Source organism: Rhodosalinus sp. (genome assembly GCF_046542825.1).
Classification (GTDB): Bacteria; Pseudomonadota; Alphaproteobacteria; order Rhodobacterales; family Rhodobacteraceae; genus Rhodosalinus.
Genome location: NZ_JBKHAQ010000082.1, coordinates 1 through 12,965, shown reverse-complemented (window position 1 = coordinate 12,965; position 12,965 = coordinate 1). Strand labels below are relative to the sequence as shown.

Genomic DNA, 12,965 nt, shown 5'->3' with positions numbered 1-12,965 from the left:
TCGGCATCGTCACGGTCACCGATTGCGAGGTGCTCCGGGCCGAGCGGTTCTGACGATGGGGCGCGCTCAGCCGCGGGCGCGGCTCGCGAGCCAGGCCTCGATGTCGCGCTCGAGCCAGCCGACGAGGCGTTCCGCCAGCCGGATCGGCCTTGGAGCATTGCCCGCGCGCAGGTGTCGGTAGATCGTCGCCCGGCCGAGCCCGGTGAGCGCCTCCACGTCGCGGCGGCGCAAAACCCTGTTCGTCATCTGAGAATCTCCGGGTTGAATGACGAATTGTTTGAATCACGCCGCGCCGCCGAGCGCAGGCCGATCAGGATCAGCATCCGCAGCGCGAGCTGGGTTGGATCGTCGTCCGCGAGCGAGGAGTGGAACGCCGGCACCTCGCCGTAAGGCATCTCCTCGATCTGTCGCGCTTTCTTTCGGTTCCGGGCCCTTCAGGCCCTCGGGGACCTCGTCGAATCCTGTGGGCTTGCAGGGCTGCACGACGCCTTCTTCCCTGTCCTTGCCCGGGGCCCGGGGCGCGCCCTCGCCGCGAGCGCCCGGCGTGCCGGCGCTGGACCCGGGCGCCGGATCAGGAGGCGAAGAGGCTCGCGTGGCTCCTGCGAAGTTCGGCTTTCTGCACCTTGCCCATGGTGTTGCGCGGCAAGCCGTCCACGAGGATCAGCCTGCGGGGCTGCTTGAAGCCTGCAAGCGTGTCGCGCAGCGCGCGCTCGACCTGCGAAAGGTCGGGGCCGGCGCCCTGGGGCACGATCAGCGCCACGGGCGTTTCGCCGAAATCCGGGTGGGGCACGCCGATCACCGCGCTTTCCAGCACGCCTGGCTGCGCGTCGATCGCCTCCTCGAGCTCCTTGGGGTAGATGTTGAATCCGCCGGAGATGATCAGGTCCCTGGCCCGGCCGACGATGGTGATGTAGCCATCGGCGTCCTGCCGCGCGAGGTCGCCGGTGATGAAGAAGCCGTCGTCGCGGAATTCCTCCGCGGTCTTTTCGGGCATCTGCCAGTAGCCGTGGAAGACGTTGGGGCCGCGCACCTCGATCACGCCGGTCTCGCCCTGCGGCACCTCCCGGCCTTTGGCGTCGCAGATGCGCACCGCGACCCCCGGCAGCGGTAGTCCCACGGTGCCTGCGCGGCGCTCGCCGTCACAGGGGTTGGAGGTGATCATGTTCGTCTCTGTCATGCCGTAGCGTTCGAGGATGCGGTGCCCGGTGCGCTCCTCGAAGCGGCGGTGCGTCTCCGCCGGAAGCGGCGCGGAGCCGGAGACGAAGAGGCGCATGTTGGCGCAGGTCTCGCGCGTGAAATCCGGGCTGTCGAGCAGCCGGGTGTAGAAGGTGGGCACGCCCATCATCGCGGTGGCGCGCGGCAGGTCGCGGATCGCGGCGGCGGCGTCGAACCTCGGGTGGAAGATCATCGCGCCGCCCGCCAGCAGCATGACGTTGGTCGCTACGAAAAGCCCGTGCGTGTGGAAGATGGGCAGCGCGTGCAGCAGCACGTCATCGGCGGTGAAGCGCCAGGCCCTGGTCAGCACCTCGGCGTTCGACAGCAGGTTGCGCGCGGTCAGCATCGCGCCCTTCGACCGCCCCGTGGTGCCCGAGGTGTAGAGGAAGGCCGCGAGGTCGTCCTCGGCGCGGGGGACGGGGGCGAAGTGCTCGGGCCTGTCCCCGGCCAGCGCGGCGAAGCTGCCGGTGCCGTCGGCGGCGAGCGTTTCCAGCCGCGTGCCATGCGCCTCGGCCACGGGGCGCAGCGCCTCTGCCTTCGCGGGGTCGCAGAGGAACAGTTTCGCGCCCGAATTGCCGATGAAATGGTCGAGTTCCGCGGGCGTATAGGCCGTGTTCAGCGGAAGGAAGATCACGCCAGCGGCCGCGCAGGCGGCATAGACGGCGAGCCCCTCGGGCGATTTCTCGACCTGAAGCGCCAGCCGGTCGCCGGGGGCGAGGCCGCAATCGCCAAGCGTGTGGGCGAAGCGCGCCGACAGCCGCAAAAAGGCGTCGTGGGTGAGCGTCCTGCCGTCCGGCAGGTGCAGGAAGGGCGTCTCGCGTCCCAGGTGCACGCCGAAGAGCCGGTCCCAGAGCGGGTTGGTCATGGATTCAGCTCCGCGAAGGATTTGCCCTCCGCCGCGAGTCGCCGCAGGAGCCCCGGCACCTGCCAGTAGTGCGCGTCCTCCTGCGCGTAGGTCTCGATCCGCCGGATCACTTCAGCAAGGCCGAGCTGGTCGGCGTAATGCAGCGGCCCGCCCCGGAAGCGCGGGAAGCCGTAGCCGAAGAGCAGCACGGCATCCACGTCGATCGGGCGCTGGGCGATGCCTTCCTCGACCACGCGCGCGGCCTCGGTGATCATCGCGGTCATGTAGCGCGCCACGACCTCTTCGTCGGAGAAGCTGCGCGGGGTGACGCCGGCGGCCGCGCGCTCGCTTTCCACGATGGCCTCGGCGGCGGGGTTCGGCCCGCTCTCGCCCTCGCCGTAGAGGTAGAAGCCGCGCCCCGTCTTGCGGCCGAACATCCCCTCTTCGCAGATGCGGTCGGCGATGCGGACATAGCGCTCCTCCTCGGGCCGCGTGTCGGCGTGGCGCTTGCGGTAGGTCCAGCCGATGTCGAGCCCGGCAAGGTCGGAGACGCGGAAGGGACCCATGGCAAAGCCGAAATCCTCCAGCGCGCGGTCGACCTGTTCGAAATGCGCGCCGTCGAGCAGCATGTAGTCCGCCGCCTTGCGGTAATGCTGCATGATGCGGTTGCCGATGAAGCCGTCGCAGACGCCGCTGCGCACGCCGATCTTCTTCAACTTCTTCGCCAGCGCGAAGCCGGTGGCGACCGCCTCTGGCGCCGTGCGGTCGGCGACCACGATCTCCACCAGCTTCATGACGTGGGCGGGCGAAAAGAAGTGCAGCCCCAGCACCGCCTCGGGGCGCGAGGTGGCCGCGGCGATCTCGTTCACGTCCAGATAGGAGGTGTTGGTCGCCATGATCGCGCCCGGCGCGAGGGTGGCGTCGAGCTTGGCGAAGATCTCCTTCTTCACGCCCATGTCCTCGAAGACCGCCTCGATCACCAGGTCGGCTTCGCCCAGCGCCTCGATCTGCGTGGCGCTGTCGAGCCGGGCGAGGGTGGCTTCGCGCCCCGCCGCGTCGAGTTTGCCGCGCTTGACCGCGCCGTCGAGATTCTTCGTCACGGTGGCAAGACCGCGTTCCAGCGCGTCCGGCGAGACCTCGACCAGCGTGACGGCGTAGCCGGCGAGCAGGCAGGCGGTGGCGATGCCCGACCCCATCGTGCCGCCGCCGATCACGCCGATCTTCTGCAAGTCGCGTGGCTCCGCGTCCTTCTCGGGGAATTTCGCGACCGCCCGCTCGGCGAAGAAGGCGTGCACCAGGCCTGCGCGCTGCGGGCTGTCCTGACATTCGCGGAAAAGCGCGCGCTCGTGCGCCATGCCCTCGGCGATGGGCATGGTCGCGCCTTCGACCGCGTCGACGCATTTGTGCGGCGAGAAGAGCAGGGGGGCCTGTTTCGCCATCCTCTCGCGATACTCGTCGAGCGCCGCCTCGTCCCGCTCGGCCGCGATCTGGCCCGTCCGGCGCGTCTCGATCCGGCCCGCCAGCGCATCGCGCGCGGCGGCGAGCGCGATCTCGCGCGGCTCGCCCTCGCGGATCTCGTCGATGAGCCCCGCCTCCAGCGCCTCCTGTGCCGGAACGTGGCGGCCGGAGGTGATCATGTCGAGCGCCATCCGCATGCCGGCAAGGCGCGGCGCGCGCTGGGTGCCGCCCGCGCCGGGAATGATGCCGAGGTTGACCTCCGGCAGGCCGACGCGCAGCCCGGGTGCGCCGACGCGATAGTGCGCGGCCAGCGCCACCTCGAAGCCGCCGCCCAGGGCAGTGCCGTGCAGCGCCACGACCACGGGCTTGGCGCAGCCCTCGATCCGGTTCACCACGTCGGGCAGCCAGGGCTCGACCGGCGGCTTGCCGAATTCGCGGATATCGGCGCCGGCGACAAAGGTGCGCCCGGCCGCGTAGAGGCCGATGGCCTTGACCTCCATGTCCGCTTCCAGCGCGTCGATCGCCGCGACCAGCCCCTCGCGCACCTTGAGGCCCGCGGCATTCACCGGCGGGTTGTCGATGCGGATCAGGGCGATGTCGCCCGCGCGCTCGACCTCGATGACCTCGTTGATCGTCTCCGTGGCGGCCATGGCCCGGCTCCCCCTCGCTCCTGCCTCGCGTGGCGTGGGTGGTAGCCAAGCGCCGGGCCATGGTCAACGCGGGCGCGGGGTGCGCGGATGGGGCAACAGATCGGAGGCTGCGCGGGCGGCGGATGGTTTCCGCTCAGACCGCGATCCGCTCCAGCGCCGCGCGCACCGCCTCGCCCAGCGGCTCGGGCCGGCCGCTCCGCGACCCCACCTGCACCTGCGCGAAGAATCCCTCGGCAAAGGCGGTGCCGTCGTCGTTGGCGAAAAGCCCCACCTCGGTCGTCCAGGAACTGCGCCCCAGCCGGCCCAGACGCAGGCCGGCACGGATCTGGTCGGGGAAGGCCGCCTCGGCGTGGTAGCGACAGCCGCTCTCGACCACCAGCAGGCGCACTGTCGCGCCGGTCAAGTCGAAACAGCCCTGTTCCATCTGCCACAGCGTGACGGCGGTATCGAAGAGCGCATAGTGCACGACGTTGTTCAGGTGCCCGTAGGCGTCGTTGTCCGCCCAGCGCGTGGGCAGGGTGTGGAAGGCGGCATAATCGGCGCGGGTGCCGGGCGGGGCGCGGTCGGGCATCGGGCTCTCCTTTCCGGGGGGCGAGAGTGGCGGGGGCGGGGTCGCTTGGCAAGCGCCGGTTGACGCCGCTGCGCGGACGGCGGACAACACGCCGCGACAGGCCGAGGGAGGAAAGACATGCAGATCACGGCAGGGACGGTCGCGGCGGTCACCGGCGGGGCCTCGGGCCTTGGCGGCGCGGTGGTGCGGATGCTGGCGGGGCAGGGCGCGCGCGTCGCGATCCTCGACATGAACGAAGCGACCGGCGCGGCGATGGCCGAAGAGACTGGCGGATTTTTCCAGAAGACCGACGTGAGCGACCCCGAGAGCGTGACGGCGGCGCTGGACGCCGTGGAAGCGCGCCTGGGCACACCGCGCATCTGCGTGAGTTGCGCAGGCATCGGCCCGGCGGCCAAGACCGTCTCGAAGGGCGCGCCGCACGACCCGGCCGTCTTCGCGAAGGTGATCGCGGTGAACCAGTTGGGCACCTTCTACATGGCAAGCCAGACGGCGGCGCGCATGGCCGCGCTCGAGCCGCTGGGCACGGACGGCGAGCGCGGCGTGATCGTCAACACCGCGTCGGTCGCGGCCTACGAGGGGCAGATCGGGCAGGTGGCCTATGCCGCCTCGAAGGGCGGCGTGGTCGGCATGACGCTGCCGATGGCGCGCGATCTGGCGAGCCTCGGCATCCGCGTCTGCACCATCGCACCGGGGCTTTTCCTGACGCCCCTGCTCAAGGGCCTGCCGCAGGAGGTGCAGGACAGTCTGGGTGCACAGGTGCCCTTCCCCTCGCGTCTTGGCGACCCGTCGGAGTTCGCGGCGCTCGCGCGCCACATCGTCGAGAACACGATGCTGAACGGCGAGGTCATCCGCCTCGACGGCGCGATCCGCATGGCGCCGCGCTGAGCGCTCCCGAGGGGCGCGCGGCGGCCTCGCCGTGGCCGCCCCGCGAGGCGCGCCCGGCCGGGCGCGACCGAGCGCCTGCCGGGCGCCTGCCCCGCGCTTGCGCCCTTCGCCCTGCTGCGCCATGATCGTCACCCGGAGAGGGGGTGCCATGCGCAAGTTTCTCGTCGTGCTCGACGACAGCCGCGAATGTCTCAACGCCATGCGTTTCGCGGCGATGCGCGCAGCGCACACGGGCGGCGGCGTGTGCATCCTGGCCGTCATCCCGCCGGACGAATTCCAGCACTGGATCGGCGTTGGCGAGGTGATGCGCGAGGAGGCGCGCGAACGCATCCACGCCCATTTCGAAGTTTTCGCGAAATGGATGCGCGACCGTCACAAGATCGACCCGGAACTGGTGATCCGCGAGGGCGAGCCGGTGCCGGAGATCCTTGCCCAGGTCAAGGAGGACACCGAGATCGGCGTCCTCGTGCTGGGCGCGGCCTCCGACGGAAAGGGGCCGGGGCCGCTGGTCTCGCAGCTCACGCGCAACGCGGGCAGCCTGCCGGTGCCCTTCACCATCGTGCCGGGCGACCTGTCGAAGGAGCGACTGGAGGCGATTACCTGAGCCTCGCCTGCGTGCTGCGCCGGTGCAGTCTTGAACAGGTTGCCACAGGTCCGTGACGGAGCATGCACCCCCGCAACCTGTCGCGTCCGCCTCCGTAGGCTGCGTGCTCGTCACGCACCTGCTGCCATGCCGACGCGCCGGACCATACCTTAGAACCGTTCCAAGTCTTGACGCAGTGCCCGGCAAAGCGCATATCGAGAGACAACAGAAAGGGCTGTGCGATGTTCATCCAGACCGAACCCACGCCGAACCCGGCGACGCTGAAGTTCCTGCCGGGACAGACGGTGCTTGAAACCGGAACGGCCGATTTCCCGACGCCCGAGGGGGCCGAAACCTCCCCGCTCGCCAGCCGGATCTTCGCGGTCGAGGGGGTTCGCGCCGTGTTTTTCGGCACCGATTTCGTGACCGTCACGAAGGACGAGGGCGTGGAGTGGGACCACATCAAGCCCGCGATCCTGGGCGCTATCATGGACCACTACCAGTCCGGGCAGCCGGTCATGGCGGGCGATGCCGCGCAGCCGTCGGGCCATGCCGAGCATGACGGCGAAGATGCCGAGGTGGTGGGCCAGATCAAGGAACTGCTGGACAGCCGCGTGCGCCCCGCGGTGGCGCAGGACGGCGGCGACATCACCTTTCACGGCTTCGAGCGCGGCGTCGTCTATCTGCACATGCAGGGGGCCTGCGCCGGCTGCCCCTCCTCGACCCTCACCCTCAAGATGGGGATCGAGAACCTGCTGCGGCACTATATCCCCGAGGTGACGGAGGTGCGCCCTGTCGGCGTCTGACCCGCTGGTTCTTGGCTTCGACACGTCGGCCGCGCATTGCGCGGCCGCCTTGCTGTCGGGCGACCGGCTGATCGCGGCGCGCGCCGAAGAGATGGGGCGCGGGCAGGCCGAGCGCCTGATGCCGATGCTGGAGGAGATGCTCGCAGAGGCAGGCGTCGGGTGGTCCGACCTCGACGTTCTGGGCGTGGGCACGGGACCCGGCAACTTCACCGGGCTGCGTATCGCCGTGGCGGCGGCGCGTGGGCTGGCGCTGGCGCTGGACGTGCCGGCGGTGGGCGTCTCGGGGTTCGAGGTGATCCATTCCGCGACCGACGGCCCGCACTTGGCCGTTATCCCCGCGCCGCAGGGCCGGGTCTATGCCGAGGCGCCGGGGCAAGCGCCCATCCTTCTGAGCGCAGGGAAGGCAGAGGCGACGGGGCTGCCGCCCGCCGCGCTCCCCGCCCCCGCCGCGCTGGCCGAGGCCATCGCGCGCCTTGCCGCCGCGCGGGGCGGCGCCTCGGATCCGCCGGCGCCGCTCTATCTGCGCCCGCCGGATGCGGCACCGGCGCGCGAGGCGCCGCCTGTCATCCTCGATGACGCCTGAGGCGCTCGCGGCGCTGCACGCCTGCGCCTTGGCCCCCGAGCGCGGCTGGAGCGCGGCGGAATTCGCCGATCTGCTGGACAGCGCGCATGTCTTTGCGCTGGGCGATGCGCGGGCCTTCGCGCTGGGCCGCGCCGCGGCGGGCGAGGCGGAACTGCTGATGCTGGCCACGGACCCGGCGCACCGGCGGAAGGGTCTGGCGCGCGCCTGCCTTGCCGCCTTCGAGGCCGAGGCGCGGGCGCGGGGCGCGACCATGGCCTTTCTCGAGGTCGCCGCCGACAACACCGCGGCGCGCGCTCTCTACACCGCTGCCGGTTGGGCCGAGCATGCCCGCAGGTCCTGCTACTATTCCCGAAACGGCGGTCCGGCGGCGGACGCGCTGATCATGGCGCGGGCATTGGCCTGAGCCCGCTCGGGCCGACGCCGCGTTCCCTTGCTGCGCGACGGAAAAACATGTTGACCCTCCACGACGCCTGCGGCCTAAATCGGGGCGATCGGACCCGATCCGCATACCGACCGGGCACTGCGCGGGACACGCGCCGCGATCCGGCCCATCTGACTGGGAGAGCCAAATGACGCTGATGAAATCCCTCTCCGGCGCGGCCGCCGCCCTTGCCCTTGCGGCAGGTGCCGCGCTGGCGGAGCCGGCGCTGATCTACGACCTGGGCGGCAAGTTCGACAAGAGCTTCAACGAAGCCGCCTTCAACGGTGCGCAGCGCTGGTCGGAAGAGACGGGCGGCGAGTTCCGCGACATCGAGCTGCAGTCGGAGGCCCAGCGCGAGCAGGCGCTGCGCCGCTTCGCCGAGGCCGGGCTGAACCCGGTCGTCACCACAGGCTTCTCGATGGCAACGCCGATTGCCGAGGTCGCGCCCGATTACCCCGACACCAGGTTCGTCACCATCGACGGCTACGTCGACCCCGAAGAGCACCCGAACGTCCTGTCGATCCTGTTCTCCGAACACGAGGGCAGCTTTCTGGTCGGCATGCTGGCCGCGATGGCCTCCGAGACGGGCACCGTGGGCTTCGTGGGCGGCATGGACATCCCGCTGATCCGCAAGTTCGCCTGCGGCTACGCGCAGGGGGTCAAGGCGGTGGACGCCGACGCCGAGATCGTCGCCAACATGACCGGCACGACGCCGGCCGCCTGGAACGATCCGGTGAAGGGCTCCGAACTCGCCCAGTCGCAGATCAGCCAGGGCGCCGACGTGATCTTTGCCGCCGCCGGCGGCACCGGACTGGGCGTGCTGCAGACGGCCGCGGACGAGGGCGTCTTCTCGATCGGCGTGGACAGCAACCAGAACTACCTGCATCCCGGCTCGGTGCTGACCTCGATGCTCAAGCGCGTCGATGTGGCCGTCTACGACGCGATGATGGCGGGCGAGGACCTGGAAACCGGGGTGCAGGTGCTTGGCCTTGCCGAGAACGGCGTGGGCTACGCCATCGACGAGCACAACGCCGAGCTGATCTCGGACGAGATGACGGCACAGCTGGAAGAGGCCAGGCAGCGCATCATCGACGGCGAGATCACGGTGCACGACTATTCGTCCGACGACAGCTGCCCGGCGCTGACCTTCTGAGCCCCGGCAGGCACCACAGGCAGGGGCCGCGCGCGCGAGCGTCGCGGCCCCTCGCGCTCAGGGGAGCCGCATGACCGACACCGCCGCAACGCCCGCGATCGAGCTTCGCGGCATCTCCAAGGCCTTCGGCCCGGTGCAGGCCAACAAGGACATAAGCCTTGCCGTGCAGCCCGGCACGATCCACGGCATCATCGGCGAGAACGGGGCCGGCAAATCCACGCTGATGTCGATCCTCTACGGTTTCTACAAGGCCGATGCGGGCGAGATCTTCGTCCGCGGCCAGCGGACCGAGATCCCCGACAGCCAGGCCGCCATCGCCGCCGGTATCGGCATGGTCTTCCAGCACTTCAAGCTGGTTCCCAACTTCACCGTGCTGGAAAACGTGATCCTGGGCGTCGAGGACGGCGGGCTGCTACGGCCGTCGCTTGCCAAGGCGCGGCGCGCGCTGACCGGGCTTGCCCGCGAATACGAGCTCAACGTGGACCCGGACGCGGTGGTAGAAACGCTCAGCCTGGGCCACCAGCAGCGGGTCGAGATCCTCAAGGCGCTCTACCGGCAGGCCGACATCCTGATCCTCGACGAGCCCACCGGCGTGCTGACCCCGGCAGAGGCGGATCACCTCTTCCGCATCCTCGCCGGGCTCAGGCGCGAGGGAAAGACCATCGTGCTCATCACCCACAAGCTGCGGGAGATCATGGAGATCACCGATACGGTCAGCGTCATGCGCCGCGGCGAGATGACGGCGACGGTCCGCACTGCCGAAACCAGCCCCGAACGGCTGGCCGAGCTGATGGTGGGCCGCAAGGTGCTGCTGCGGGTGGACAAGAAGCCGGCGCAGCCGGGCCAGACCGTGCTGGAGGTGGAAAAGCTGCGCGTCACCGACGCGCATGGCGTCGACCGGCTGAAGGGCATCGACCTGAGCGTGCGCGCGGGCGAGATCCTGGGCATCGCGGGCGTCGCCGGCAACGGTCAGTCCGAACTGCTGGAGGTGCTGGGCGGCACGATGCCCGCAGAGGGCCGCATCCGCATCAACGGGCAGGAGATGGCGCTGACCGGCCGTCACGCCGACGGGCAGGCGCGCCGCGCCCAGGGCATCGCCCATGTCCCCGAGGACCGGCAGCGCGCGGGCCTCATCATGCGCTTCGCCGCCTGGGAAAACGCGGTCTTCGGCTATCACGGCGATCCCGCCTGGACCCGCGGCCCTTTCATGGACAACGAGGCGATCCGCCGCGACGCCGACAGCAAGATCGAACGCTTCGACATCCGCCCGCCCGACTGCCGGCTGGAGGCGCGCAGCTTTTCGGGCGGCAACCAGCAGAAGATCGTGCTGGCGCGCGAGATCGACCGCGACCCCGACCTGCTTCTGGTGGGCCAGCCCACCCGCGGCGTGGACATCGGCGCCATCGAGTTCATCCATCAGGAAATCGTGCGCCTGCGCGACGCGGGCAAGGCGATCCTGCTGGTCTCGGTCGAGCTTGACGAGATCTTCGCGCTGGCCGACCGGATCGTGGTGATGTTCGACGGGCGCGTGATGGGCGAGCGCGATCCGGCGCGGACGGACGAGCGCGAGCTTGGCCTGCTGATGGCCGGGATCGAGGGCGAGCCCGACAAGCCCGACTGGAAGGCCGTCGAGGAGCAGATGAAAAAGGTCGAGGCAGAGGAGGAGGCCGCGCGCCATGGATAGGATGCCCGCCTGGGCCGATGCCGTCCTCGTGCCGCTGATCTCGCTGCTGCTGGCCGCGATCCTGTCGGCGCTGGTGATCCTTGCCATCGGCGAAAGCCCGGTCGAGGCGTTCCGGCTGATGGTGGACGGCGCGCTGATGCGCTCCTCGGGCTGGGGCTACACGCTCTATTACGCCACCAACTTCATCTTCACCGGCCTCGCCGTCGCCGTGGCCTTTCACGCGCGGCTCTTCAACATCGGCGGCGAGGGGCAGGCGATGCTGGGGGGCCTCGGCGTCGCGCTCGTCTGTCTCTACATCCCCTGGCCGCACTGGTCCGTGGCGCTGATCGCGGCCTCCGCGAGCGCCGCACTCTTCGGCGCGCTCTGGGCCTTGATACCGGCCTACCTGCAGGCCAAGCGCGGCAGCCACATCGTGATCACCACGATCATGTTCAACTTCATCGCCGCGGCGCTGCTGAACTACCTGCTGGTGAACGCGATGAAGCCAGCAGGACAGATGGAACCCGCGACCGCCGGCTTTCCGGCGGCGGTGCATCTGCCCAGCTTCCAGGACATGTTCTCCACCGCAGCGGCGCCGCTCTTCCGCGGCTCGCCCGCCAATGTCACCTTCTTCTTGGCGCTGCTCGCCTGCCTCTTCGTCTGGGCGCTGATCTGGCGCACGCGGCTGGGCTACGAGATCCGCGCGCAGGGCTTTTCCGAAACCGGCGCGCGCTACGCCGGCATCCGTCCCGTGCGCATCGTCGTGGTGGCGATGCTGATTTCCGGCGCGCTTGCGGGCCTCATGGGCATCAACACGACCATGGGAGAGGCCGAGCGGCTGATCCTCAATTCCACCGAGGGCGCGGGCTTCATCGGAATCGCGGTGGCGCTGATGGGGCGCAACCACCCGGTGGGCGTGCTGCTGGCCGCGGTCCTCTTCGGCTTCCTCTACCAGGGCGGCGCGGAACTCGCGCTCTGGACGAACATCCCCCGCGAGCTGATCGTGGTGATCCAGGCGCTGGTGATCCTCTTCACCGGCGCGCTCGACAACATGGTGCGGATGCCGCTGGAGCGCGCCTTCATGGCCGCGCGCCGGCGGCGCGCGCGACGCGCCGCGCCGGCGGAATAGGGGGCGCGCGCAGATGGATTTTCTCACCGTCCTGCAGGTGCTCGACTCGACCGTGCGGCTCGCCACGCCGCTGCTGCTGGCCTGTCTCGCCGGCCTCTTCTCGGAACGCTCCGGCATCTTCGACATCGGGCTCGAGGGCAAGATGCTGGCCGCCGCCTTTCTCTCGGCGGCGGTGGCCTTCACCACCGGCTCGGTCTGGTTGGGGCTGCTGGCCGGCACGCTGGCCTCGATCGCGCTCTCGGCGATCCATGGGCTCGCCTCGATCACCTTCCGCGGCAACCAGCTGATCTCGGGCGTGGCGATCAACTTCCTCGCCGCCGGCACCACGGTCGTCGTCGCACAAAGCTGGTTCGCGCAGGGCGGCCGCACCCCCTCGCTGCCGCCGGAGGGCCGGTTCCAGTCCATCACGCTGCCCTTCGCCGAGACGCTGCAGGGCGTGCCGGTCTTCGGCCCCATCTACCACGAGCTGATCTCGGGGCACTCGATCCTCGTCTACGCGGGCCTCCTGGCCGTCCCGCTCACCTGGTGGGTGCTCTTCCGCACCCGCTTCGGCCTGCGCCTGCGCGCCGTGGGCGAGGCGCCAGAGGCGGTGGATACCGCCGGCATCTCCGTCGTCGGCCTGCGCTTCGCCGCGGTGGCCATCGCGGGCCTGCTCTGCGGCCTCGCCGGCGCCTATCTCGCCACCGGCCTGCAGGCGGGCTTCGTCAAGGACATGACGGCAGGCCGCGGCTTCATCGCGCTGGCCGCGCTCATCTTCGCCAAGTGGCGGCCGTGGCACGCGCTGGGCGCCTGCCTGCTCTTCGGCTTCCTGCAGGCGATCGCGCTCCGCTATCAGAACATCGACCTCGGCGTCTTCACCCTGCCTGTGCAGGTGATGGACGCGGCCCCCTACATCCTGACGGTGGTCATCCTCGCGGGCTTCGTGGGCCGCGCCATTCCGCCCCGCGCGGGCGGCGAGCCTTACGTCAAGGAGCGGTGAAACGAGGGAAAAGGCCGCCCGTCGC

Annotated in this window: 14 protein-coding genes; 9 read left to right on the top strand and 5 right to left on the bottom strand. The window is 70.1% G+C overall.

All coding sequences use genetic code 11. The features are described from left to right. Positions 1 to 66: 66 nt before the first annotated feature. From ACLFOB_RS11015 to ACLFOB_RS10995, 5 genes are all read right to left on the bottom strand, one after another. Positions 67 to 246 (bottom strand): helix-turn-helix transcriptional regulator, encoded by a 180-nt coding sequence (locus ACLFOB_RS11015; RefSeq protein ID WP_410915739.1) that lies wholly within the window; start codon positions 244 to 246, stop codon positions 67 to 69. After that, positions 243 to 395: a hypothetical protein gene (locus tag ACLFOB_RS11010; RefSeq protein WP_410926098.1), complete on the bottom strand. Its 153-nt coding sequence runs from the start codon at positions 393 to 395 to the stop codon at positions 243 to 245. Before ACLFOB_RS11010 ends, ACLFOB_RS11015 begins: the two co-directional genes overlap by 4 nt. Positions 396 to 571: 176 nt before the next feature. After that, complete coding sequence (locus ACLFOB_RS11005) at positions 572 to 2,080, bottom strand: malonate--CoA ligase (protein WP_410926097.1); 1,509 nt, start codon at positions 2,078 to 2,080, stop codon at positions 572 to 574. Beyond that, a complete protein-coding gene (locus ACLFOB_RS11000; RefSeq protein WP_410926096.1) occupies positions 2,077 to 4,167 on the bottom strand; it encodes a 3-hydroxyacyl-CoA dehydrogenase NAD-binding domain-containing protein in 2,091 nt (696 codons plus the stop codon). The genes ACLFOB_RS11005 and ACLFOB_RS11000 overlap by 4 nt, the downstream gene beginning before the upstream one ends. A 133-nt stretch (positions 4,168 to 4,300) precedes the next feature. Then, positions 4,301 to 4,738 (bottom strand): acyl-CoA thioesterase, encoded by a 438-nt coding sequence (locus tag ACLFOB_RS10995; RefSeq protein ID WP_410926095.1) that lies wholly within the window; start codon positions 4,736 to 4,738, stop codon positions 4,301 to 4,303. Positions 4,739 to 4,855: 117 nt separating this feature from the next. On the opposite strand from ACLFOB_RS10995, the gene ACLFOB_RS10990 reads away from it, so the two are divergent. The 9 genes from ACLFOB_RS10990 to ACLFOB_RS10950 all read left to right on the top strand — a co-directional run bounded on the left by ACLFOB_RS10990 (position 4,856) and on the right by ACLFOB_RS10950 (position 12,940). Then, positions 4,856 to 5,623 carry an SDR family NAD(P)-dependent oxidoreductase gene (locus ACLFOB_RS10990; protein ID WP_410926094.1) on the top strand — a complete coding sequence of 256 codons (768 nt, stop codon included), beginning with the start codon at positions 4,856 to 4,858 and terminating at the stop codon, positions 5,621 to 5,623. A 148-nt stretch (positions 5,624 to 5,771) separates the two neighbouring features. Further along, positions 5,772 to 6,227: a universal stress protein gene (locus ACLFOB_RS10985; RefSeq protein ID WP_410915733.1), complete on the top strand. Its 456-nt coding sequence runs from the start codon at positions 5,772 to 5,774 to the stop codon at positions 6,225 to 6,227. 221 nt (positions 6,228 to 6,448) lie between these two features. Continuing rightward, on the top strand, positions 6,449 to 7,012 hold the full coding sequence (locus ACLFOB_RS10980) for a NifU family protein (RefSeq protein ID WP_410915732.1): 564 nt from the start codon (positions 6,449 to 6,451) through the stop codon (positions 7,010 to 7,012). Then, complete coding sequence (tsaB, locus tag ACLFOB_RS10975; protein WP_410915744.1) at positions 6,999 to 7,595, top strand: tRNA (adenosine(37)-N6)-threonylcarbamoyltransferase complex dimerization subunit type 1 TsaB; 597 nt, start codon at positions 6,999 to 7,001, stop codon at positions 7,593 to 7,595. The genes ACLFOB_RS10980 and tsaB overlap by 14 nt, the downstream gene beginning before the upstream one ends. Beyond that, on the top strand, positions 7,585 to 7,998 hold the full coding sequence (locus ACLFOB_RS10970; protein ID WP_410915731.1) for a GNAT family N-acetyltransferase: 414 nt from the start codon (positions 7,585 to 7,587) through the stop codon (positions 7,996 to 7,998). Before tsaB ends, ACLFOB_RS10970 begins: the two co-directional genes overlap by 11 nt. A 166-nt stretch (positions 7,999 to 8,164) precedes the next feature. Further along, on the top strand, positions 8,165 to 9,169 hold the full coding sequence (locus tag ACLFOB_RS10965) for a BMP family lipoprotein (RefSeq protein WP_410926093.1): 1,005 nt from the start codon (positions 8,165 to 8,167) through the stop codon (positions 9,167 to 9,169). Between the two features lie 70 nt (positions 9,170 to 9,239). Then, positions 9,240 to 10,853 carry an ABC transporter ATP-binding protein gene (locus tag ACLFOB_RS10960; RefSeq protein ID WP_410926092.1) on the top strand — a complete coding sequence of 538 codons (1,614 nt, stop codon included), beginning with the start codon at positions 9,240 to 9,242 and terminating at the stop codon, positions 10,851 to 10,853. Further along, positions 10,846 to 11,961, top strand: a complete 1,116-nt coding sequence (locus tag ACLFOB_RS10955) for an ABC transporter permease (protein ID WP_410926091.1) — start codon at positions 10,846 to 10,848, stop codon at positions 11,959 to 11,961. The genes ACLFOB_RS10960 and ACLFOB_RS10955 overlap by 8 nt, the downstream gene beginning before the upstream one ends. Before the next feature lie 13 nt (positions 11,962 to 11,974). Next, entirely contained in the window at positions 11,975 to 12,940 is a 966-nt protein-coding gene (locus ACLFOB_RS10950) for an ABC transporter permease (protein ID WP_410915727.1), read from the top strand. The last annotated feature ends 25 nt before the right edge of the window (positions 12,941 to 12,965 follow it).

Excerpts from the sequence above, each read along its gene's own strand:
- ACLFOB_RS11000 (WP_410926096.1), bottom strand. The coding sequence starts at position 4,167 with ATGGCCGCCACGGAGACGATCAACGAGGTCATCGAGGTCGAGCGCGCG.
- ACLFOB_RS10985 (WP_410915733.1), top strand. The coding sequence starts at position 5,772 with ATGCGCAAGTTTCTCGTCGTGCTCGACGACAGCCGCGAATGTCTCAAC.
- ACLFOB_RS10995 (WP_410926095.1), bottom strand. The coding sequence starts at position 4,738 with ATGCCCGACCGCGCCCCGCCCGGCACCCGCGCCGATTATGCCGCCTTC.
- ACLFOB_RS10990 (WP_410926094.1), top strand. The coding sequence starts at position 4,856 with ATGCAGATCACGGCAGGGACGGTCGCGGCGGTCACCGGCGGGGCCTCG.
- ACLFOB_RS10955 (WP_410926091.1), top strand. The coding sequence starts at position 10,846 with ATGGATAGGATGCCCGCCTGGGCCGATGCCGTCCTCGTGCCGCTGATC.
- ACLFOB_RS10960 (WP_410926092.1), top strand. The coding sequence starts at position 9,240 with ATGACCGACACCGCCGCAACGCCCGCGATCGAGCTTCGCGGCATCTCC.
- ACLFOB_RS10950 (WP_410915727.1), top strand. The coding sequence starts at position 11,975 with ATGGATTTTCTCACCGTCCTGCAGGTGCTCGACTCGACCGTGCGGCTC.
- ACLFOB_RS11015 (WP_410915739.1), bottom strand. The coding sequence starts at position 246 with ATGACGAACAGGGTTTTGCGCCGCCGCGACGTGGAGGCGCTCACCGGG.
- ACLFOB_RS11010 (WP_410926098.1), bottom strand. The coding sequence starts at position 395 with ATGCCTTACGGCGAGGTGCCGGCGTTCCACTCCTCGCTCGCGGACGAC.
- ACLFOB_RS10980 (WP_410915732.1), top strand. The coding sequence starts at position 6,449 with ATGTTCATCCAGACCGAACCCACGCCGAACCCGGCGACGCTGAAGTTC.
- ACLFOB_RS10970 (WP_410915731.1), top strand. The coding sequence starts at position 7,585 with ATGACGCCTGAGGCGCTCGCGGCGCTGCACGCCTGCGCCTTGGCCCCC.
- ACLFOB_RS11005 (WP_410926097.1), bottom strand. The coding sequence starts at position 2,080 with ATGACCAACCCGCTCTGGGACCGGCTCTTCGGCGTGCACCTGGGACGC.
- ACLFOB_RS10965 (WP_410926093.1), top strand. The coding sequence starts at position 8,165 with ATGACGCTGATGAAATCCCTCTCCGGCGCGGCCGCCGCCCTTGCCCTT.